Here is a 21,605-nt window from a genome sequence, read left to right as displayed (position 1 = left end):
ACGAGTGAGGCGATCCGCCGGTCGGCACTGCAAACGCCCCGTGTCTCTCAAGAGGGACGGTAACCAATCCAAGGGGTAGACCAGAAACGGCGCCGTCGGATCAGCCCACGGAACCCGCGCCCCACCAGACGCCTGGACTCCGGCATCGCCTCCGGCTGCCGCGCACGCCACCGCGCCGGTCGTGTCACATGCCCTGGTTCCGACCGGCCGCACCACATGCTGGTCGCGGAAGGCAGGGGCGCGTCCCCGTTCCCCGCAGCGGTGGTCGCGCTCCTACCACCGGGAGCAGCACTCGCTGGGCATGCCGGTGCTGACGTCACCCGGCGGTCCGGCCCGGCCCGGTGTTCTCCTGCCGCAGTACGCGCACGTCGCACACGGCCGCCGCGAACGCCTCGGGACGTTCCTGTGGGAGGTTGTGACCGGCGCCGGCCACCTTGCGGTGCAGTCGGGGCCCGGTGAAGTGCCGGGCCGTCGCGGAGCCGTCCGTAGCCGGGAAGTTGCCGTCGGCCAAGCCGTCGAGGGTGACCGTCGGCACGGGAACCGGTGGGAGGCCGGCGAGACGTGCTTCGAGCTTCGCGTACGCATCGGCGCCGGGCGCGAAGCCCAGTCGGTGCCGGTAGGAGTGGACCACGACGTCGGTGTAGTCGGGGTTGGCGAAGGCCCTCGCGGTCCGATCCAGGTCGCGCGCGTGGAAGGCCCACTCGGGGGAGTTGCGTTCCCAGATGACCCGAGCGACCTCCCGGGGGTCGGCGGCCAGACCGGTACGGCCCCGTTCGGTGAGGAAGTAGTAGAAGTACCAGAAGCCGGCCTCACGTTCTGGCGGGAGGGGCCGCGTCGCGGCGCCGATGTCCTGAATGAGATAGCCGTTCACCGAGACCAGGCCGAGGACGCGCTCGGGCCACAGGGCCGCGGTGACGCACGCGGCGCGGCCTCCCCAGTCGTAGCCCGCGAGATAGGCCCGTTCGACGCCCAACGCGTCCATGAGGGCGAGGACGTCGGCGCCGAGCGCTGCCTGTTGACCGGAACGGGGAGTCGACGGCGACCGGAAGGCCGTGGGTCCGTGGCCCCGCAGGTAGGGGACCACGACGTGGAAACCGTGGTCGGCCAGCAGCGGGGCCACGTCCACGTAGCTGTGGACGTCGTAGGGGAAGCCGTGCAGGAGCAGGACGGTGTCACCGTTCTCGGGGCCCGCCTCGTGGTAGGCGACGTCCAGGACGTCCGTTCGCACGCGCCGGATGGGGGTCAGTGTCTGGCGTTCTTGCATGGTGATCCTCTGTGCTCCGCGTCAGGGGGCGGACGGGCCGGAAACCTCACCGCGCAGCCGGTCGTCGGCGGGCTGCCACTCGATGACATTGATCCGAGGGCTCCTCGGGATCAGGGAGGTTACGGATCACAGACCGCATACCCGTCAGAAGTGTGACAAGGAGATCGGCCTCAGGAACAGGGGAGGGAGATCGAGCCTGGGCGCCCCGACGAGCAGGGGCGTGCGGCCCGCACGGTGACGAAGCACCTCGCCGACACCGTCGGACCCGGCCGCCGTCGGAGGGCTTCTGTTCTGATCCCTCTCTCGGCCGTCCTGCCCGCCCATGTGAAACCGGCGCGTCCGCCGACGGGGGCAACGCATCCCCTACGGCCCACCGGGGGGCCACCACCCAGTTGCCACGGACTTCCCCTGGCGCGGTCACAGGGTCGGCGCGCGAGGTCGGATGCAGCGGCCGACTGGGGCCGTTGCCCCACCGAGCGGAGGACGACGGTGAACACGAACAGGATGGAGGCCGGACACCGCGCGGTGCCGGACGGTCGGGCGGCATCCCCGGCCATGGACGACCTGGACGAGGCCGCGTCGGTGTTCCGGCGTGCTCGGCCCGCTCTCCTCAAGATCGCCCACCAGGTCCTCGGCAACGCCGGCGAGGCGGAGGACGCGCTCCAGGAGCTGTGGCTGCGCCTGCAGCGCGCCGACCCTCGGGCCGTGCACAGCCGCGCGGCCCTGCTACGGACGATGACCGTCCGGGTGGCCGTCAACGTCCTCCACTGCGCTCGCCGGCGCCGGGAATACTGCGCCACCCCTACCTGCCGGAACCGGCGGACGACGACGAGACCGAGCCGGACGTGGTGGTCGAGGGGCAGAACGCGCTGGAGTGGGCGGGAGCGCGGTTGCTGAAGAAACTGACACCGCTGTCGCGCGACCAGTAGCGCCAGGACACCTCACGACGGCGGCGGGCCGTCGACGCCGCCACGCACCGCCGGTTCGTGCAGGCGTTCCTCGGCGCCGCACGAGGCGGTGACCTGGAGATTCTGGAGTGGATCCTGCTGCGCGAGGTGGCCCCGACACCGCCGAACAGGCGCCCGCTGCGGTTCACCACCCGGTAGGGGAAGGACGCCCGCGCGCAGCTCACGCCCGAAGCGAGACAGGAAACGCGCTGGTGACGGCTTCGGGAGGGCTCGTGCCGACGTCCGCAGCGCGGGACGTGCGACACCGGCAGGAGTAGGCTCGTCGCTGTCACTGCCTTCTGGTCCAGTGCGGGGTGCGTGGTGCTCGGTCGCAGCCGTGAACGTCAGACCGTGGAACAACTGGCGGCGCAAGTAGGGGCCGGCCGCAGCGCCGCCCTTGTGGTGCGGGGAGAGGCCGGTATCGGCAAGACCGCACTCCTCGACCACTTGGCGGCCCACGCGCAGGGCTGCCGCACGCTTCGTGCCGCGGGCAGCGAGGCCGAGATGGAGCTGCCGTTCGCCGGACTCCACCAGCTCTGCGGCCCCCTGCTCGACGACGCCGACCACCTCTCCACCCCCCAGCGCGAAGCACTCGACGTGGCGTTCGGTCTCGCCGCCGGCCCCGCCCCGAACGCGTTCCTCCTTGGTCTGGCGACGCTGAACACGGTCGCGGAGGCGGCCCGGGAGAGACCGCTGATCTGCCTGGTGGACGACGCACAGTGGCTCGACCGCGCGTCCGTGCAGGTGCTCGGGTTCGTCGCCCGGCGCCTGCAAGCGGAATCGGTCGGTCTCGTCTTCGCCGTGCGGCAGCCTGACACCGAGGGGATGCTCGAGGGTCTGCCGGCGCTGACGCTCGAAGGGCTGCCGGAGGACGAAGCCCTGGACCTGCTGCGCTCGGTGATACCCGGACCGATCGACGCGCACGTCCGCAGCCGGATCCTCGCCGAAGCACGGGGCAATCCGCTCGCCCTGATGGAACTGCCGCGCGGCATCACCATGGCCGATCTGGGCGGCGGATTCCCCCGCCGGGCGTCGCAGCCTTCGGCGAGCCGCATCGAAGAGAGCTTCCGTGACCGGATCGGGTCCCTGCCGCCCGCCACGCGGCGCCTGCTGCTCCTCGCGGCGGCCGAACCGCTCGGTGACGTCACCCTGCTGCGTCGAGGAGCGGAGCGGCTCGGTATCGACATGGACGCGGCGTCACCGGCCCTGGCGCTCGGACTGATCGAGATCGGCGGTCGGGTCCGCTTCCGCCATCCGCTCGTGCGCTCGGCCTGCTACGACCACGCGGACGAGTACGACCGCACCGAGGCCCACCGCGCCCTGGCCGAGGCCACCGACCCGGTGCTGGACGCGGACCGCCGGGCCTGGCACCGCGCCCTGGCCACCGTACTCCCCGACGAGGACGTGGCCGCCGAACTGGTGAGGTGCGCCGACCGGGCACGCGCAAGGGGCGGGCTCGCCGCGGCGGCGGCCTTCTTCGAACGCGCCACGGAGCTGACCTTGGACCGCACGACGCGGTGCGCGCGTGCCCTGACGGCCGCCGAGGCGGCATTCGACGCGGCATCGGTCGACTCCGCCTATCACCTGGCCAGAGCGGCGGAGGCCGGCCCCCTCGACCCTCTCCAGTCCGCCCGGGTGCGGCGGTTGCACGCGCGGATCGTCTTCGCCCGCAGCCGCGGCAGCGAGGCCGCCCCGCTCTTCCTGGAGGCAGCCGACCGCCTGGCACCGCTTGATGCGGCGCTGACCCGCGAGACATGTCTCGAGGCCTTGGCGGCGGCCATCTACGCCGGGCGACTGGGCGGCGGGACAACCGTACGGGAGGCGGCGGACTTCGCCCGGGCCGCTCCTCGCGTGCCCGGCCCGCCCAGCCGCGTGGACCACATCCTCGAGGGGGTCTCGACGCGGTTCACGGCCGGTTACGCCGCCGCCGTGGAACCGCTCAGGGGGGCTCTGCGGGCCTTCCAGCGGGAGGCCGGAGGCGGACACGTGGACACCGCCCGCTGGCTGTGGCTGGCCTGCCCCGTGGCTCCCGAACCCATCGCGCCGGAGCTGTGGGACGACGAGGCGTGGCACAACCTGGCGGACAGCGCGGTCCGGCTCGCCCGCGGTGCCGGCGCGCTCGTGTCGCTCCCCGTCGCGCTCACCTACCGGGCCGGCGTGCACCTGCAGGCCGGTGAGTTCGCCGAGGCGTCCGCCCTGATCGACGAGGCGGACGCGCTGAGCACGGCCACCGGCAACGCCCCGCCGGACTACACCTCACTGTTGCTGGTCGCCTGGCGCGAGGACGAGTACCAAGCGAAGAAGGCGATCGACGAGGCGGTTCGGACGGCAACCGACAAGGGCCAGGGACGGGCCCTCGGGCTGGCTCACCATGTGACCGCCGTCCTGTACAACGGCCTGTCCCGGCACGGCGCCGCGCTCGCCGGTGCCCAGCGGGCCTGCGAGTACGAGGACTTCGGCTTCTTCGGCTGGTACCTCGTCGAGCTGGTGGAGGCGGGCGCGCGCAGCGGTGCGCAGGACGCCGCGCACGACGCCCTGGACCGGCTCACCGGGACGACGGAGGCCGCCGGGACGAACTGGGCGCTGGGGGTGCAGGCGCGTTCGCGTGCGTTGTTGGAGAAGGAGGGAAACGCCGAGAAGTCCTATCGGGAGGCCGTCGACCGGCTGGGCCGCACCCGGCTACGGGTCGAACTGGCCCGCGCGCACCTCGTGTACGGGGAGTGGCTGCGGCGGGAGAACCGAAGGGGCGACGCCCGGGAACAGCTGCGGACGGCGTACGACATGTTCACCGACTTCGGCGCGAGCGGGTACGCGGCCCGTGCCGCCGGCGAGTTGCGGGCCACCGGAGAGACGGTGGCGCGGCGTGGCACGGCGGCCGGGGCGGCCCTGACCCCGCAGGAGGCGCACATCGCTGGGCTCGCCCGGGACGGGCTGACCAACCCGGAGATCGGTGCGCAACTGTTCCTCAGCCCGCACACGGTCGAGTGGCACCTGCGCAAGGTGTTCGCCAAACTCGGGATCAGCTCCAGACGGCAACTGCGCACGGTCCTCGCCGAACGGCCGACGACGGCACCCGCCTGAACGGGGGGCCCGCACGGAGGCACATGCATGGGGCCGTGACCGGAGGAACCGGTCTGGTGGGGAAGTCTGCCGCTCCCCTGGGGATGATCTTCGCGTTGATCACGCCGGAGAGGCCGGGCGCGGAGAGCACGCCGCCGTCGCGCAAAGGTCACCGGTACCCGGTCGAGGGCCGTCACCCTTGCGTGGCTGTATCAACGCTTCCCCTCTCAGCTTCCGCGAGGTCGAGTCATTCATGCCCGAGCGGCGGATCGTCGGCTCCCACCGACCTGGACGGGATGTGGTGTCAGGGCGTGGGTGGCCCCGGCCCGGGCCTTCGATCGCGAGATGCCGACGGAGCGCATCAATCTCATCTACGCGACCCGGAAGGTGACGCCCCTGGTCACTCAGATCCTCAGGGGCGACCCGACGGCATCGGTGCACCGTCCGCTCCTCAGCAAGGTGCTCATCGAGCCGTAGGGACATCTCGCAGAGAGCCGCGAGGTGAACGGCATGATTACCAGACACCAGACACCAGACACCAGACACCAGACACCGGGCGATGGCGTCGAACGCGCCGCCAGGCGGCGGTGCGGGCAGGCTGCGGCGCTTGCCGCATCCGGCCCGCATCCGCCCCCGTCCAGGACCTAGCTGACGGAATCGGCGGCGACGCCGAGGCTCAGTAGTCCCAGACCGTCGGCACGAAACGGAAGGCATTGCCGGCGGTCGCCACGTGGCAGACGGACGGGAAGGGCAGGTGGCTGGCCATCAGGTGCTCACCGCTCGCCGCCATCTCGCTCAGCAGACGCATCCGGACCCGAGCCGATTCCTCAGGGTCGTGTTCGAAGCCGTTGTACCAGCCGGGCTGGTCGAACCCGCACTGGAACACGGCGTCGCCGGCGAACGTCAGGCGCTGTCCGCCCGACTCCAGGCGGACGATGCTGTGGCCAGGAGTGTGACCGCCAGTACGCTCGATCAGCACGCCCGGCGCCACCTCGAATTCGCTCTCGAACGGCCGCAACTGGCCGCGGTACACGTCCAGGAACCGCGAGGCGGTCGTGACAAGAGTCTCGGGCACCGGCGCCGGCATGGCGGTGCGGGAGAAGTCGGGCGCTTGCCAGAACTCGGCTTCGGCGGCGGCCAGGTGGACGCGAAGATCCTTGCGCAGTCGGCCCCTCAGGCCCTCGACGAGCAGTCCCCCGATGTGGTCCATGTGCAAGTGGGTGAGCACCACGTCGGTCACGGACGCGGGATCGATCCCGGCGGCGTCCAGCCTCATGGCCAACTGCCCGGCCCGGGGGAAGCCCGGGAACTCCGTACCCAGCCCGGAGTCGATGAGGATGGTCCGGTCCCCACTCCGCACCACCGACACGTTCAGCGGGTAGTCGATCACCTCGGGCGGCAGGAAGTTGTCACTGAGCCAGGCCGACAGCTCGGCTTTGGCGGCGTTGGTGGCCAGCGTCGCGGGGTTGATCGCCAGCACCCCGTCGCTGATCACTGTGACATCGATGTCCCCGACCTTCAGCGCGTAGCGCGACGGAACTGCTTCGTCCCTCATCGGTGCGTCCGGGTGTGCGACGTTGATCTGGTTCATGTTGTCGTCCTTTGGAGAGCGTCGACCGAAGCCATCGACGAAGTGACGAGGTCACTCCGTCCTACTCTCTCCACGACAGTTCGCGATCAAAGCTTGTGACGGCCCATCACGCAACCCACACTAACGTGTGAAACTCACCGCAACGAACTCACATCATGTTCACGTCGGTGTCATGGGCGGGATGCCGCCGGTGCCCCGAACCGTTCAAGCGGCGCCAGGACGGCCGGGTGCGGTAACCGTGGTGGACCTGGGCCGGCAGGCCATGGAGCCCGTTGGGCTCGCGGGCCGTTTCCCCGGCCGGGTCGTCGTCGAAGCCGACGATCGTCGGACAGACGACCGGACACATCCCTTGTGGCACCTCATCCAGGTCGTGGTACGTCGTGGAACCGATCCGACGCCCAGGCCCCCGGTGGCTCAGGTGAGGGCCGCGCGGACGGCCTTCAGGTACTGATCGACGTCGTAGACGGCGTGCGAGATGGCCGGATAGCGTTTGATCATCGCGTCGTAGGCCTCGGGCCCCGCGTCCGATGCGGTGGCGTCGGTGAACGTGGTCACGTGGTAGCCGCGCTCCATGCAGCTACGGGCCGTGGACTCGACGCACATGGTGCCGATCATCCCGGCGACGGCGATGTATTCCACCCCGTGCTGACGGAGCTGCACGTCGAGGTCGGTCGTGGCCAGGACGTCGATGTTCTTGTGCGGAGCGATGACGACCTCGCCCCGGGCGGGAGAGAGGTCCGGGTGGAACTCCGCGCCCCAGCTGCCCTCCTCGAACATGCGGTTCTCGAACATCACCTGGTGGATGCCGGCCAGGCGCTTCCAGGTGGTGTAGTCCTCCTCTGTGTATGACATGGGGGCGAAGAACACCGGGAGGCCCAGTTCGCGCGCCCCTGCCAGCAGTCGCTTGAGGTTGCGGAAGGTGCCGATCCGGTCGAACTCCGCCTGGTAGAACGGGTATCCCTTCCCGTTCTCGTGGAAGACCTCGTTCGTCGTGTCGATGAGGAGCAGCCCGATCCGGCCCGCTTCGTACGGTGTGCTGGTCATGGCGATGCGCTTTCGACGTTGTTGTGACGCTTTTGCCCGAATGACCGACCAGACGCCCGGAGTGTGACACGCCGGACGCCCGAAGCTGTTCGTAGGTACCGCACGGTGTCATACCGTCCCCCTGGGCGCCGTAGAGCCCGTCGCCGGATGCCCTGGCACGCGGATCGCGGCCGCCGGCACGGCCGTCTGCCTCCTCAACCCCAACGGCATCACCCGGTGGCTCGTCACACCCGAGGACCACCCCGGGCGGAGCATGCTCATGAACGACGGGGTCGCCGAACCATGGGGCCGCTTCTGGGCGGGCAGCATGGCCTACGACAACACGCCGAACGCCGGCACCCTCTATCGCGTCGACAACGACGGCACCGTCATCCCGCCGTCCGCAGCGCATGGGCTTCGGCTACACCCACTGCGCCGTCGACGACCACACCCGCCTTCCTCCGCCGGCCGTCGCCTTCTTCACCGCGCACGGCAGCGACCACAGCAGCCCTGGCAGCCTTGCCTTCCTGCACACCCACAACCGCCACCACTGACACGCGCACTCGGCGGCTGCCACCGATCAGCCGCGTGAAGAACGCTGCAGCACGTCTGATGCCGTGGCCTGCCCGAACGTACCGCCGCGGCGGGACCAGTCGTCGTCGACGACAGGCCGGGCCTGTGCCGCCTTGAGGGCTCCCCCTCCGCGGGTAATAGGGGGCTAAAGAATCTCACGACCGGTCACAAGGCCGAACATTCTCCGGTCTCAGTGAATGCGAGCGTGAAGCGTTCCCCTCGGACTGGCGGGGCGGTGTTCCCGGCCCGTCTGTCATCACCTGCCGTGCATGCCGGACGGACGTCCGGGAGAGCGGGGGACGGCTCGTGGATGCCTACGCCGTGCAGGGACAGGGATGTCAGACGGCGGGCGGCCAACCAACAAACACGCGGCATGTCGCCGCATGGCCCACCCTTTCGGAGGAGATATGAGCACCACCCTCGACACCAAGGTCGCCCTAGTTACAGGCGCCTCCTCCGGCATCGGCCGCGCGACCGCGCTCGCCCTGTCCGAGGCGGGAGCCAAGGTTGCCGTCGGCGGCCGCCGGGCCGGCCGCATCGCCGGCCTGGTCGAGGAAGCGCCCGGCGAGATGCTGGCGCTCGACATGGACGTCACCGACCCCCAGTCCGTACGGGACGCCGTCGAGGCGACCGTGGACCGTTTCGGCGCCCTGGACGTCGTGGTGAACAACGCGGGGCTCATGCTGAACGGCCTGGTCCTGGACGCGGACACGACGCAGTGGACCCGCATGATCGAGACCAACCTGCTCGGCTCGATGTACACAGTCCACGCCTCACTGCCCCACCTGCTGGAGTCGAAGGGCACTGTCGTGCAGATATCCTCCACGTCCGGACGCACATCGTCGGCCGGGACCGGCGCTTACTCGGCGACCAAGTTCGGCATCACCGCGTTCTCGGAAGCGCTGCGTCAGGAGGTCACGGAGCAGGGCGTGCGCGTCGTCGTGATCGAGCCTGGCTTCGTCTCCACCGAGTTGATCAGCCACTCCACCAACCCCGCCAGCAGGGCCATGGCCAAGAAGCTGGCCCAGTCCATGCGGACCCTTCGGGCCGACGACATCGCGGCCGCCGTGCTGTACGCGGTCACCCAACCTCACCACGTCGCCGTCAACGAGATCCTCGTGCGCCCGACCGACCAGGCGCGCTGACCGACCGGCTGCCACGAAGCCACTGCAACCCCCCGGTCGCCGGGCCGTCGCGTGGACGCAACGGTCCTGAACGACTGTCCAGCTGCCAGCTGCCAGCTACCCCGGCGCAACCGCTCTTCGCACGCGTCGATGATGGCGCCCCACGTGATGAAGCGGACCGTGACCCGATCGACCACGCCGCCCGGAATGGACAGCCCACCCGCGCCCCACGCGGGCGCGGGGCGCGGGTGGGCCTGTGGCGAGTGCTCGGTTCAGGTGCCGCGAGCGCTCGGCATCCGTACGGCCGGGCGGGAACTACCGCCGCCTGGCGTTGACCTCGTCCGCGTGTATCAGCGCGGTCTTGTGGCTGTACTGGATCGTGTACATCTTCTTCGCGCCGAAGACGACCTTGCCGCTGGAGGGGAAGAAGTCGTCGGTGAGCGCGGGTGCCGCCGTGGCCACGTACGCCTGCCCGGCGGGCACGCCGTACATGCTCAGCGGGGCCTGCGTCGAGGGCGAGAGGCCCTCGGGGTACTCGTTAGCGTCCGGGTAGCTGGTCCCGAAGACCTTCAAAGCCTCGGTGCCGGCCGGCCGGACGACGGTGACGCCGTGGGCGGGGATGGTGACGCTGCCGCGCGGGTTGTGGAACCACACCTTGCTGCCGCTGTACCAGATCGCGGTCCAGTCACGCTTCTTGTCGGCGACGACGAACTGCTGGCCGGCCTGGGCGGCGGCTCCCCAGTCGCTGATCCGGTCGGTACCGGGCTCGTTGGGGTGGATCGACTGTTCGCCGAACAGCGGTGCGTCGGCGCGCGGTTCGGTGCGCAGGGGCACGAAGTTCGCCGGCCGGCTCACCGTCGAACACTCCTCGGTGGCACCGCTGCCGTCGTCCTGCGGGCACAGCTCCATGGTCTGCTCGTTGTCGGTGAAGCCCGGCGCGATGGTCACGGCCGAACCCACCGGACCGACGCCGTGCCGTCCCCGCAGCGGTGCCCCGACCAGGGACATGAAGCGCTCCCAGTCCCAGGAGGGTCCCGGGTCCCAGTGCTGGTCGTTGGTGAACCGGTCGGCCGGGGCCAGGACGTTGTCGTGGCCGACGATGTGCTGCCGGTCCACCGGGATGTCGAACCGCTTGGCCAGGTACTTCACCAGCTCCGCGGTGGCGCGGTACTGCGACTCGGTGTACCAGGTCGCGCCGCGCGCGGCGTAGCCCTCGTGCTCGATGCCGATCGAGTGCAGGTTGGTGGAGTAGTTGCCCGCGTGGAAGCCCAGGTTCTTGGTGGGCACCATCTGGGTCACCGCGCCGTCGGAGGACCGCACCACGTAGTGCGCCGACGTGGAGCTGGTCGGGTCCTGGAACGTGGCGATCGCCGACTCGTAGGACGACTCGGTGTCGTGGATCACGATCTGGTCGATCCGGACCCCGTTCGCCGGCCGGTTCGAGGCCTGCCCGTTGCCCGGGGCCGCCGGGACGAAGGTGCAGTCCAGGGTAGGCGGGCACTCGGGGTCCGTGGACGCCGGGGCGCTGGGCAGCTTGAGTGAGGTCACCTGGGAGGTGGCCGGGTCGACCTGCTTGTCGGCGCTGAGCCGCACGGTCTCGCCCGCGTCCGTCTTGCGGGCGGCACCCTTCTTCATGGTCTCGAAGACTCGGTCCGCGAACGCCGAGGCGCCCTGGCGCACCGTGGCCTGGCTGTACCGGGCGACGGCGCCGTACCAGTCGTCCGGGTTCTCGGAGGTCTTGCCGTTCAGCTCTTTCTGGTACGAGGCCAGGAGCGCGGCGCCCGCCCGGATGTTGGACGAGGGATCGGTGCGCACCTTGTCGGCTGACAGTCCGGAGAGCTTCGCGGCCCGCTGGAGGGTGTGCTTCGCCGCACCCTTGGCGAGGTGCGCGGCCTCGGCGCGGCCGGCCATGCCCGCCGAGCCGCCGGCGATCATCTCGGGGGTGACATCGGTCAGATGCATGGGGCCGTAGCCGCCCGAGGCGCTGTGCCGCCCCTTGTGGGTGTCCCAGGCCGACTGCTCGTAGGCCACCGCGAGCAGCACCTGCTGGGGGACGTCGTACTCGGCCGCGGCGGCGGCGAAGTCCTTCTGGAGGGCGGGGTCGTCGGCCGGATTGCCCTGTGTGGCCTGGGCCACCACTGGAATGGCGATGGCTCCGGCCACGGCTACGGCCGCCGCGCCGAGCACCACGGGGCGCCGTCGGAGAGCATGTTTCCGACGGGAGGTCGTCTCTCTTGTCATCAACTTCCCAATTCTGGGCAGAGGTGGGGGTCTCATCGACCGTCGGCGGATCAGATATCCACGCCGACCTGGGGTCGATGCCCTTTGAACCTAGCAGACGATCTACACGTCGGATCACAACGTTGTGCTTTGGTGCGCCGCCGTAGTCGGACGTCTCGGGGCAGGCGTGGCGTTCAGAACTTCCAGTCGGACCAGCCCAGATGAAGCACCGCCAGGGTGACGCCGCCTTGGGGTCGATGCCCTTTGGACATAGCAGACGTTTACGCGCCTGGTCACAACGTTGTGTTCACGGGACGCACCCGCTCGGGTGAATACGGGGTCGTGGTAGAACCCGCCCACCGTGGCAGTGCGTGATGCGGGGCAGGGATGCGGTCAACGAAGTGTACGTGTCGGAGCCCGGTTTGGTTGTGGTCGATGTCGCCGCGGCCGGTGACGCGTTCGCGTTCGCGTTCCACACGGTGTCGGCCGCTCGCTGGGCGACCTCGGCGGTAGAACGTACGACGCGGGATGCGGGCCAACCGGGGGTGAGGCTGCGCTGCTACCTTGACCTGCGCCAGACCGAGCCTCCGCCAACTTGAAGTCGCAGCTCAAAGGGCTGGTGTGACCGGTGTACGGGGTGCTCATGCCCGTCGTGGGCGACTGTCCGCGGAGTAGATCGCCCGTCAGCACGGTCGGTTCGCCGGTTCCTGCTCGCGCCGGCCGCACGGCCTCTACGATCCGTTGCATGCTGGATCCTGAGCTGCTGGCACGGATCACTGCACGGCACACCGAACTGGACGAGCTCGAAGAACAGTTGGCCGCGCAGTTGGCGGAGATACGGGCCGAGCGGGACGAACTCGCCGTGGCCGAGACGGTTTTTGAGCGGATGAGCGAGCAGCTCGCCGGCGAGCGTGCCTCGGCCGTGTCAGCGCCCTGGCCCGCCCGGGCTACCGGGAACGCGCGGTGGCGCACCTGCGTGACCTGACCGGCATCCCCACCCTGGTGTCCTCGCCGGACCTGATCGAGGCCACACAGGACGTCGGCGTTCAACCTGCCCGCCCGCCAGGCCGGCTCGTCCATCATGCCGGGCAAGGTGAATCCGGTGATCCCGGAGGCGGTCAACCAGATCGCGTTCGAAGCGGTGGGCAACGACGTGACCGTCACCCTCGCCGCGGAGGGCGGGCAACTGCAGCTCAACGCCTTCGAGCCGATCATCTACCGACCCCGACGATCCCGCCGTCTTCACCCCCCGAACCTCGCGTCCGAGGACCGTTCCCGCCGGCTCGACATCACCTGCGGCACCGTGGCACTGATCCTCGGAGTGGCGGCGGCCGTCGTCGGAGCAGCGCTGCTGTGACACCCCAAGACTGACGGTCCGCACCGGTGGTAGCCCATGTGGCCGTCCAGACATGTACGGGCATGGGCGGGGCGCGGCGGCAATTGAGGGCGTCGCCACTTCCGGCTGAGACAGAGCCGTACCCGGCCTTCCGGCGGAGGACGCGTGTTCAGCGGCCGTAGTCATCTGTACAGTGACACTCAACATTGTCGGCGAGCGCCGTTTCTGTCGGACCGGACGGCGCGTGATCGGTGCGCAACGTCCCGCGACGAGGTCGTCACGGTGAGGGAGATCGCGTGAACAGCACAACGGACCCTGACGGAGTACGGTCGGCGACATCGGCAGGACAGCGCATCGGCCCCGCGGTGCGGGCCGCACGCGAAGCGCGCGGGATGTCACTGCGGGCGCTGGCGCGCCAGATCGGTGTCTCTCCGAGCTTCCTCTCCCAGCTCGAACGCAACAAGACCAATGCGAGCGTGGGCACCCTGTACACCCTGGTGGAGGCCCTCGACCTGTCCCTGGACCATCTCGTGTCGGCGGATCCCGGATCGCCGGGAGCGGCACGGCCCACCCCTCCGGCAGCCGAACCGGACTCGCCGGCCCCGGGCGTTCCGAGTGCCGTGGTGAGCCGGTTCGGAGCAGTGGACAGTCCGGTGCTTCACGTCCAGGACCGGGCGCGGATCCGGTTCCCGGGAGTGGTCTGGGAGCGGCTGACGCAGGCGTCGGACCCGTTGGTGGACTTCCTGCATGTACGCTACGAGCCCGGTAGCGCATCGTGCGCCCCCGACGACATGATGCGGCACGGCGGACGCGAGTACGCCTTGATCCTGTCCGGCCGGATCCGTGTCCAGATCGGCTTCGAGACCTACGATCTGACCGAGGGAGACTCGGTCACGTTCGACTCCATGACGCCGCACCGCCTGAGCAACGAGTCCGAGGCGCCCGTCGAAGCCGTGTGGTTCGTCGTCGGCGGGCGGAGCGACGAGCGGGCCCACACGGCAGCCGCCCCCGCACCCGACGTCACGCACCTGCCCTCCCTGCGCACCTGAACGCACCGGGCGGGTCTCGTCGCCCTGTTCCGGGCGGTACCGCCGGAGCGGCCCGCCGCGAATTCGCCGTCACTGTGACCGGCCTGGCCGCCCGTGCACGCTGCGTTCGCGTGGTGCTGGTCTCCCCGGACGCCGTCTCCAGGATCGCCGAGTAGGCCGACGACGCCTCCTGGGCGTCCGGGTCAGGAATTTTGTTCAGACTGCTCCTCTTCCGCTTCCGTGGTCCACACCGAGGAACTCAGCCGAACGCCGTGCCATTGGCCACCGACACGGCCTCCTCCACATCAGCAACCCGGAGGACGACCGCCACAGCTCGAACGCCTCCTCCCGGTACAGTCGCATCTCGGGCGTGACGTTCTCCAGCACGGTGGGTTCGAACAACCAGCCCGGTCCCTCGATCGCCGCGCCACCGCACCGCAGTGGCGGTCCGAGCGAGACGGCGTCCTCCACCAGCTCGACCAGTTGAGCGTCGAAGCGGCCCGGGAGATGAGGAGGACCACCCTCGCCGAGCGGGCCGCGTGGACCGCCGCCGATCTGGCGACAGACGAGTCACGGGACACCGTCGGACCGCTCGCGACCGAGACGGGCGGCCGCGGGGAACTAGCGCCAGCCGCTCCTCCACCTCCTCCGGCCCATCGAATCCAGTGGAAGCACCGGACCAGCGCACCGGTGGCCGGATTGACAGTGGCGATCGGCATGAGTCTCTCCTTGATGCACGGCGGCCTGTCTTGATTGGATCCATCATGGCGCGACTCTCTCCGTCATCATGGGAGGAATCGATCAGTTCACGACGCGGGGGTGAGCTCGCTATTGGATCCTTGAGTGACATCGTCGCTATGGCCCGGGCTCCGAGTGTGCGCGGCTTGGCAGTTGCTTCGGATCTGGCGCGGCACCTCGCCGGGGGCTTGTGACGGCGGCCGGCCGAAGGCGTGCGGGTCCAGGTCGTAGGTCTTCCCGCCGGGGGACGAGGCCAGTTCGCACCACAGGCCCCAGGGCGCCTTGAAGTACACCCACCGCCGGCCCTGGCCCGGGCTGGTGCCGGCCGTGGGCGTTCCCATCGCGTCGATGCCGTGCGCTTGCAGGCGGACCAACCGCCACTCGTGCATGACGGTGTCCTCAACAACGAGCCGCGCCGCCGACTCGGGCGACGGCCCGAAGGGGCCGAGCCGGTACATGTACTCGCATCCCAGCACCTCCACGAAGAAGCGGCGGGCCTGTTCCGGGTCCGGCACGGTGGGCCCGATGTGGTCGAGCGGCGGACCCCGGGCAGAGGAGGGGCGTCTCACTCTTACCCGTTGCATTGGATCCAATCATCGCCCTACATTAGCCGCACTTACCCACCGGGAACCCGTGAAACCTCAGCCCTGGGTCACCCGTATTGGATTCATCGAGACGAGAGGGGCTGATCGTGGCCAAACGTTCCAAGCTGTCCGCGGCACAACCGTGGGTCGAGCTAAGCCTCACCGCAGCGGACCGGAAGCAAGCCGACCCGGACGTGGTGCTTCGCATGCTGGCCTTCACCCAGTGGGTGCGGACCTTCGAGGAGTACGTCCTGGAACTCGCCGCCAAGGGCCTCGTGCACGGCCCCGCGCACTCAAGCATCGGCCAGGAGGGCGGCGCCGTCGGTTCCCTGCTGGACCTGCGCTCCGACGACTTCGTCAATGGATCCCACCGCGGCCACCACCAGTTCCTCGCGAAGGCGTTCGGCCACGTCGTCGCACCGGGGACCGGCCTGCCCGAACTGACCGGCGAGGTCAAGGACGTGCTGCGGCGAACCCTCGCGGAGATCTGCGGACTGGACCAGGGCTGGAGCCGGGGCCGCGGTGGGTCGATGCACCTGATGTGGCGGCAGGCCGGCGCGATGGGAACCAACGCGATCGTCGGCGGCGGGGTGCCCCAGGCCGCCGGATTCGCCTGGAACCAGCGCAGGGCAGGCACCGACGCGGTCACCGTCACCTACTTCGGCGACGGTGCCGTGAACATCGGGTCGGTGCTGGAGACGTTCAACCTCGCCGCGGCCTGGAAGCTGCCGCTGTGCTTCTTCGTGGAGAACAATCTCTACGCCGTCTCCACCCACGTCGCGGACGTGACCGCGGAGCCCCGGCTCTCGGCCCGCGGTCCGGGCTTCGGCATTCCGTCCTGGCGGGTGGACGGTATGGACCCCCTCGCCGTACGTGCGGCGATGGCGGAGGCCGTGGCACACATGCGGGCGGGCAACGGTCCGACCGTCGTCGAGGCCGAGGTCTACCGCTACTTCCACCAGAACGGCCCCTTCCCCGGCAGCGCCTTCGGGTACCGCAGCAAGGCCGAGGAGAAGGAGTGGCGCGACCGCGACCCGCTCATCCGGCTGCAGACCCACGCGATCGAGGCCGGACTGCTCACCGAGGAGCAGGTGAGCGCGCTGCGGACACGGGCCGCCGACGCCATGGCGGAGATCGGCGACTCCTTCCTCGAAGCCGTGTCCGGCGGCAAGCCCGGAGAGAGGCGCATCATCGGGGACCTGTGGCCGGACACCGCCTTCGTCGACGTCGGCGTACGCGGAGAGCTCTCCGAGCTGCAGGGGCTCCGATACGCCACGGACGAACCGGCGGGGGAGAAGGAGGAGATGCGCTTCATCGACGCCGTCTCCGGCGTACTGGCCCGGCGTATGGGACAGGACGGCCGCATCGTGGTCCTCGGGGAGGACGTCCACCGGCTCAACGGCGGGACCAACGGGGCGACCAAGGCACCCCTGCAGGGCTTCCCCGATCGGGTGCTGGGCACTCCGATCAGCGAGAACGCGTTCACCGGCCTGGCGGCCGGGATGGCGATCGACGGACGCTACCGGCCCGTAGTGGAGTTCATGTACGCCGACTTCATGTGGGTCGCGGCGGATCAGTTGTTCAACCAGGTAGCCAAGGCCCGGCACATGTTCGGCGGCACCACCGCCGTGCCCCTCGTACTGCGCAGCAAGCTCGCGGCCGGGACAGGCTACGGCTCACAGCACTCCATGGACCCGGCCGGGATCCTCGCCACCGCTCCCGGGCTGAGGATCGTGGCACCTTCGGACCCGGCCGACTACATCGGCCTCATGAACACGGCGATCGCCTGCGACGACCCGGTCGTGGTCCTCGAGCACGTCGACCTGTACCCGACCTCGGGCCGGGTGCCGGCCGGTGACCTGGACTACGCACTTCCGGTCGGCCGGGCGGCAGTGCGGCGCCACGGCGACGACGTCACCGTCATCTCCTACCTGAGCATGGTCGGCCACTGCCTGGAGGCGCTCGACATCGTCACCGACGTGCAGGCCGACCTCATCGACCTGCGGTGGCTCGACCGCGCCTCCCTGGACTGGACGACGATCGAGAAGAGCGTGCGCCGTACGAACCGTGTCCTCGTCGTCGAACAGGGCGCGCGAGGTACCTCGTACGGAGCCTGGCTGGCCGACGAGATCGCCCGGCGCCTGTTCGACTGGCTCGACGCCCCCGTGCAGCGGGTCACTGGAGGGGAGGCGTCCCCGAGCATCAGCAAGGTCCTGGAACGGGCCGCCGTCGCCCGAACCGACGAAGTAGTGGCCGCTCTGCGAGCCGTCAAGAACGCCTGAGGTGGAAATCATGACTGAACTCATGCGTGTGCCCGAGGTCGCGGCCGGAGCCACCGACGTCATCATGGGTGAATGGCTGGTGCCCGAGGGCGCGGAACTCACCGCGGGCGCCCCGCTAGCGGTCGTCGAGACCGACAAGGCGCAGGTCGAAGTGGAGGCGGAAACGGAGACGGTGCTGCTGCGCACCCTGGTGCGACCGGGCACGCGTGTCCCTGTCGGCGCGCCGATGGCGCTGCTCGGCACCGACGCCGAACGGAACTCCGACCTGGACGCCGTCCTGGCCGGGCTGGGTATCGAAGCCGTCGGCACCCCGGAGGAGGCAGGTCCCGGGGCACCTCCTGCCCAGGACGCTCCGCCCGCGGACGCCTCGTCCGTGTCACCCGCTGAGGCGCCGGAACCGGTGGGCCCGCAGGATCCCGGCACTGGCGTCTCCGGCGGCCGTCGTTTCGCCAGCCCGCTCGCACGCCGGCTGCTGCGCACCGCGGGCATCGACATCGCTACGGTGACCGGCAGCGGACCGGGCGGACGCATCGTCCGGCGCGACGCCGAAGAGGCAGTCCAACGGGCGGCGCAGGCAGCGGCACCGCCCGCGCCGCCGACGCCCGCGGTGGCAGCCGGTGACACAGGTACACAACTGCCCCTGGGGTTCACTGAACCGGCCCAGGCCACACCGCACAGCCGACTGCGCCGCGCCATCGCGACCAGGCTCACGCAGAGCAAGCACGACGTGCCCCACTTCTACCTCAAGAGGTCGGTCGAGGTGGACGCGTTGCTGCGGCTGCGCGCGGACCTCAATGCCGGTGCGGGCGTGCGGATCTCGGTCAACGACCTGCTGGTCAAGGCCGTCGCCGCGGCGCACACCGCCGTACCGCAGGCCAACGTGGTGTGGACCGAGGACGCGCTGCTCCACTACGAGGCGGCCGATGTCGCCGTCGCGATAGCCTCCGCGCGTGGGCTGGTGACGCCGGTGCTGCGCGGCGTCGGAGACAAGTCGGTCGGTTCAGTCTCCGCAGAGGTGCGCCGGTTCGTCCGCGCGGCGGAGGAGGGGGCGTTGCGGCAGCGGGACCTGGAGGGCGGGTCGATCACCGTCACCAATCTCGGCATGCACGGGGTCGACGAGTTTTCCGCCATCATCAACCCTCCGCAGTCGATGATCCTCGCCGTGGGCGCGATCCGATCCGTGCCCGTGGTGCGCGAGTCGGAGGTCGTCGCCGCCTCGTCCATGTCCCTCGTGCTCTCCGTCGACCACCGTGCCGTGGACGGTGCGCTCGCGGCGCAGTGGCTCGACGCCTTGGTGGACGCTGTCGCCCGGCCGTACCGGCTGCTGGTGTGACTCGACAGGTCCGGACCGCACTTGCGGCCCGGACCTGTCGACGAAGGATGCTTCTGTGGCTGTCAAGCGACTTCGACGAGGCCGCTCTGGGCGGTGTTGGGGCCGTTGCGCTGCGTGCGGAGCGACATCATGAGGAAGCGGTAGAGATCGCGGGCGACATGGCGTTCAGACAGCGTGCCGGCGCATGCGACTGAGCACGATGGTGTGCAGGGCTTGGTTGGCGCCGCGATTGAGCCGGTGCCGGTTCCTGCGTCCGGAGGATGCCGGATACCGGTATCGGAGTGGTGTCGTAGAGGTGGGCGAAGACGGCCTCGGGGTCCAAGCGGGCATCGACCTGCCGGGTGTTCAGTAGTGCATAACGAAGTCAGTGCTGCCAACCTCGCTGCCGAGGTTGGTCCACGTGGGGAAAACATCGCCTCATCCCTCATGACTTGTCGTGTTGCTATGTAATGCGGCACCAGAAGAGCATCGCCACTCAGTCTTGCGGGGAGATGTCACGCCTCATAGTGTTCAGTGACAACACACGGTATGAGTGGGACTGAACGAATTGGTCAGCGAGGAGAGCTCCACATGATCAGCAGCGTGGCCAGCACGGGAATCAACGCGGTCGACTGGGAGGAGAGGATCGACTACGCGCGCCTGCGCGGCGACCGACTGGCGCGGCTCAAGGCGCAGCTCGACGCTTCGGACTGCGGGGCCGTACTGGCCTTCGACTTCTCCAACATCCGGTACATGACCGCCACACACATCGGCACGTGGGCGATGGACAAGCTCATCCGCTTCAGTCTGCTCACCCGGATGACCGACCCGATCTCCTGGGACTTCGGCTCCGCCGCCAAGCACCACCAGCTGTACAACCCCTGGCTGTCGGAGACCACGGCCGAGGCCGACGCGGACCCGCACGCGCCGCACCACGGTGCGGTGCGGCCGCGCGCCGAGTCCGGCGCACGGGCCGGTATATCCACCCTCCGCGGGGCCATCAGTCCCGACGCGGACGCCGCCCGTTCGGTGGCCCGCAAGATCAAGAGGGAGTTGGAGAAGTACGGTCTGGCGAACGAGCCGCTCGGTGTGGACGTCATCGAGTTGCCCGTCCTCTTCGCTCTGCGCGACGAGGGCATCGACGTCGTCGACGGCCAGCAGATCTTCATGGAGGCCCGGCGGATCAAGAGCCACGACGAGATCGCCCTGCTGACCCAGGCCGCCTCCATGGTCGACGCCGCCTATGACGAGCTTTACCGGTTCCTCCGCCCGGGCGTACGGGAGAACGAGTGCGTCGGCCTGGTCGCCAAGAAGCTCTACGACCTCGGCTCCGAATACGTCGAAGGCGTAAACGCCATCAGCGGCGAACGGTGCTCGCCCCATCCCCACGTCTTCTCCGACCGGCTCATCCGCCCCGGCGACCCGGCCTTCTTCGACATCCTGCACAGCTTCAACGGTTACCGCACCTGCTACTACCGCACGTTCGCGGTCGGCTCCGCGAGCCGGGCCCAGCACGACGCCTACAAGCGGGCCCGGGAGTACATGGACCGGGCGATCGCACTGGTACACCCCGGAGCCACCACTGCCGACATCGTCTCGGTGTGGCCCACGGCGCAGGAGTTCGGCTTCCCCGACGAGGAGGCGGCGTTCGCCCTCCAGTACGGCCACGGCGTCGGCCTGTCCATCTGGGAGAAGCCGATCTTCTCCCGGCTGGTCTCGCTCGAGCATCCCGAAGTGCTTCAGGAGGGCATGGTGTTCGCCCTGGAGACCTACTGGCCCTCGGCGGACGGCGTGGGTGCGGCACGCATCGAGGAGGAGGTCGTGGTCACCGCCGACGGCTGCGAGGTGATCACGAAGTTCCCCGCCGAGGATCTCATCGTCGCCGGGCAGAGGTACTACGCCGTGGGTGGGGCGCTGCCGACCCTGCGCGACTCGCAGTCCCACCTCAACACGGCCGCCGGTGGCGGGACGAACGCACCCTGCTGACCACTGTCAGCGCACTGGCTGCTTAGTTCCTGGAACCAGCGCAGCAGCTGAGGCGGGACCAGGGATCCGCACCCGTGTGGTGCGACCCGCAGCTGTCGCGGACACTCGGCCGATACGTCTGTGAGATCGACCGTGTCGTCGTTCATCTGTCGTGCGACGGGCGACCTCACCTCGTCGAGGCAGCCGGTCTCGCCGGACCGGGAGAACGGGAAGCCATATTCAGCTCCTCCCCGGGGTGGTGAACAGCGCAACTCCGTATCGACGGTGGTGCAGAGGCCAGGTCTGGCGCCGCGGCGGCGCGCTCACCGTCGCCCCACGGGTTCGGAACCTCCCGGAGGACCCAGCCATTGCCTCGGGGTCGGTGAACTTCGCGTACGTGCAGTAGTTGCGGCGCTGCGGGTCGGGTCCGCTGATCCACTTCTCGCCCGTGCAGCGGTGGAAGATGTCGCTGGTGTCGTGGTAGACCTCGCCGACCTCCACGCCCCGGCCAATCAGCCCGTCCCGCGCCTTGTCGATGTCCGAGACCATCAGGTGGAG

At 69.6% G+C, this 21,605-nt stretch carries 19 protein-coding genes and 3 pseudogenes; 13 read left to right on the top strand and 9 right to left on the bottom strand.

Features of this window, described 5'->3' with window-relative positions; translation table 11 throughout:
- Positions 1–316: 316 nt before the first annotated feature.
- Entirely contained in the window at positions 317–1,228 is a 912-nt protein-coding gene (locus tag ACZ6IM_RS36565; RefSeq protein WP_402678073.1) for an alpha/beta fold hydrolase, read from the bottom strand.
- A gap of 525 nt (positions 1,229–1,753) precedes the next feature.
- On the opposite strand from ACZ6IM_RS36565, the gene ACZ6IM_RS36560 reads away from it, so the two are divergent.
- The 3 genes from ACZ6IM_RS36560 to ACZ6IM_RS36550 all read left to right on the top strand — a co-directional run bounded on the left by ACZ6IM_RS36560 (position 1,754) and on the right by ACZ6IM_RS36550 (position 5,748).
- A complete protein-coding gene (locus ACZ6IM_RS36560) occupies positions 1,754–2,161 on the top strand; it encodes a sigma factor (RefSeq protein WP_469562808.1) in 408 nt (135 codons plus the stop codon).
- A 368-nt stretch (positions 2,162–2,529) separates the two neighbouring features.
- The gene (locus ACZ6IM_RS36555) at positions 2,530–5,292 is read left to right on the top strand and encodes a helix-turn-helix transcriptional regulator (protein WP_469562805.1); all 2,763 of its coding nucleotides are present in this window, start codon (positions 2,530–2,532) and stop codon (positions 5,290–5,292) included.
- Positions 5,293–5,616: 324 nt separating this feature from the next.
- Complete coding sequence (locus tag ACZ6IM_RS36550) at positions 5,617–5,748, top strand: hypothetical protein (protein ID WP_402678076.1); 132 nt, start codon at positions 5,617–5,619, stop codon at positions 5,746–5,748.
- A gap of 199 nt (positions 5,749–5,947) precedes the next feature.
- Here ACZ6IM_RS36550 and ACZ6IM_RS36545 read toward each other — a convergent pair whose 3' ends face one another.
- The 3 genes from ACZ6IM_RS36545 to ACZ6IM_RS36535 form a co-directional block, all read right to left on the bottom strand.
- Positions 5,948–6,862, bottom strand: coding sequence for an MBL fold metallo-hydrolase (locus ACZ6IM_RS36545; RefSeq protein ID WP_399936763.1), 915 nt, complete (start codon positions 6,860–6,862; stop codon positions 5,948–5,950).
- A gap of 148 nt (positions 6,863–7,010) precedes the next feature.
- Positions 7,011–7,208 (bottom strand): hypothetical protein, encoded by a 198-nt coding sequence (locus ACZ6IM_RS36540; RefSeq protein WP_402678077.1) that lies wholly within the window; start codon positions 7,206–7,208, stop codon positions 7,011–7,013.
- A 68-nt stretch (positions 7,209–7,276) separates the two neighbouring features.
- Positions 7,277–7,906: a cysteine hydrolase family protein gene (locus tag ACZ6IM_RS36535; RefSeq protein ID WP_469562800.1), complete on the bottom strand. Its 630-nt coding sequence runs from the start codon at positions 7,904–7,906 to the stop codon at positions 7,277–7,279.
- Positions 7,907–7,991: 85 nt separating this feature from the next.
- Here ACZ6IM_RS36535 and ACZ6IM_RS36530 point away from each other — a divergent pair.
- The 3 genes and pseudogenes from ACZ6IM_RS36530 to ACZ6IM_RS36520 form a co-directional block, all read left to right on the top strand.
- Positions 7,992–8,264 (top strand): annotated as a pseudogene (locus ACZ6IM_RS36530) (SMP-30/gluconolactonase/LRE family protein); the annotation flags it as partial.
- Between the two features lie 31 nt (positions 8,265–8,295).
- The gene (locus ACZ6IM_RS36525) at positions 8,296–8,439 is read left to right on the top strand and encodes a hypothetical protein (protein WP_469562797.1); all 144 of its coding nucleotides are present in this window, start codon (positions 8,296–8,298) and stop codon (positions 8,437–8,439) included.
- 426 nt (positions 8,440–8,865) lie between these two features.
- Positions 8,866–9,603 carry an SDR family NAD(P)-dependent oxidoreductase gene (locus tag ACZ6IM_RS36520; protein ID WP_469562795.1) on the top strand — a complete coding sequence of 246 codons (738 nt, stop codon included), beginning with the start codon at positions 8,866–8,868 and terminating at the stop codon, positions 9,601–9,603.
- Positions 9,604–9,897: 294 nt separating this feature from the next.
- Here ACZ6IM_RS36520 and ACZ6IM_RS36515 read toward each other — a convergent pair whose 3' ends face one another.
- Entirely contained in the window at positions 9,898–11,823 is a 1,926-nt protein-coding gene (locus tag ACZ6IM_RS36515; RefSeq protein ID WP_469562792.1) for an N-acetylmuramoyl-L-alanine amidase, read from the bottom strand.
- A gap of 353 nt (positions 11,824–12,176) precedes the next feature.
- Between ACZ6IM_RS36515 and ACZ6IM_RS36510 the strand changes: the two genes are divergently transcribed.
- From ACZ6IM_RS36510 to ACZ6IM_RS36495, 4 genes and pseudogenes are all read left to right on the top strand, one after another.
- A complete protein-coding gene (locus ACZ6IM_RS36510; protein WP_469562846.1) occupies positions 12,177–12,401 on the top strand; it encodes a DUF6207 family protein in 225 nt (74 codons plus the stop codon).
- A 146-nt stretch (positions 12,402–12,547) separates the two neighbouring features.
- Positions 12,548–12,787: a hypothetical protein gene (locus tag ACZ6IM_RS36505; RefSeq protein WP_469562789.1), complete on the top strand. Its 240-nt coding sequence runs from the start codon at positions 12,548–12,550 to the stop codon at positions 12,785–12,787.
- Positions 12,739–13,018 (top strand): annotated as a pseudogene (locus ACZ6IM_RS36500) (lyase family protein); the annotation flags it as partial. The gene ACZ6IM_RS36505 and the pseudogene ACZ6IM_RS36500, both read left to right, overlap by 49 nt.
- 416 nt (positions 13,019–13,434) lie before the next feature.
- Positions 13,435–14,187, top strand: coding sequence for a helix-turn-helix domain-containing protein (locus ACZ6IM_RS36495; protein ID WP_469562787.1), 753 nt, complete (start codon positions 13,435–13,437; stop codon positions 14,185–14,187).
- A 195-nt stretch (positions 14,188–14,382) separates the two neighbouring features.
- Here the strand turns inward: ACZ6IM_RS36495 and ACZ6IM_RS36490 are convergent, their stop codons facing one another.
- On the bottom strand, positions 14,383–14,637 hold the full coding sequence (locus ACZ6IM_RS36490) for an aldehyde dehydrogenase family protein (RefSeq protein ID WP_469562784.1): 255 nt from the start codon (positions 14,635–14,637) through the stop codon (positions 14,383–14,385).
- Positions 14,638–14,972: 335 nt separating this feature from the next.
- On the bottom strand, positions 14,973–15,419 hold the full coding sequence (locus tag ACZ6IM_RS36485) for a VOC family protein (RefSeq protein ID WP_469562781.1): 447 nt from the start codon (positions 15,417–15,419) through the stop codon (positions 14,973–14,975).
- A 176-nt stretch (positions 15,420–15,595) separates the two neighbouring features.
- Between ACZ6IM_RS36485 and ACZ6IM_RS36480 the strand changes: the two genes are divergently transcribed.
- Both ACZ6IM_RS36480 and ACZ6IM_RS36475 read left to right on the top strand, forming a co-directional pair.
- Positions 15,596–17,770 (top strand): alpha-ketoacid dehydrogenase subunit alpha/beta, encoded by a 2,175-nt coding sequence (locus tag ACZ6IM_RS36480; protein WP_469562778.1) that lies wholly within the window; start codon positions 15,596–15,598, stop codon positions 17,768–17,770.
- Between the two features lie 10 nt (positions 17,771–17,780).
- Complete coding sequence (locus tag ACZ6IM_RS36475; RefSeq protein WP_469562775.1) at positions 17,781–19,103, top strand: dihydrolipoamide acetyltransferase family protein; 1,323 nt, start codon at positions 17,781–17,783, stop codon at positions 19,101–19,103.
- A gap of 180 nt (positions 19,104–19,283) precedes the next feature.
- Here ACZ6IM_RS36475 and ACZ6IM_RS36470 read toward each other — a convergent pair.
- Positions 19,284–19,428: pseudogene (locus ACZ6IM_RS36470) on the bottom strand (IS110 family transposase); the annotation flags it as partial.
- A 245-nt stretch (positions 19,429–19,673) separates the two neighbouring features.
- Here ACZ6IM_RS36470 and ACZ6IM_RS36465 point away from each other — a divergent pair.
- Complete coding sequence (locus tag ACZ6IM_RS36465) at positions 19,674–21,068, top strand: M24 family metallopeptidase (protein WP_469562772.1); 1,395 nt, start codon at positions 19,674–19,676, stop codon at positions 21,066–21,068.
- Positions 21,069–21,287: 219 nt separating this feature from the next.
- On the opposite strand, the gene ACZ6IM_RS36460 is transcribed toward ACZ6IM_RS36465, so the two are convergent.
- Entirely contained in the window at positions 21,288–21,596 is a 309-nt protein-coding gene (locus ACZ6IM_RS36460; protein ID WP_469562769.1) for a hypothetical protein, read from the bottom strand.
- Positions 21,597–21,605 lie beyond the last annotated feature (9 nt).

The organism is Streptomyces sp. NPDC042336 (assembly GCF_055581985.1).
This window is presented reverse-complemented; position numbering and strand designations above follow the sequence as displayed.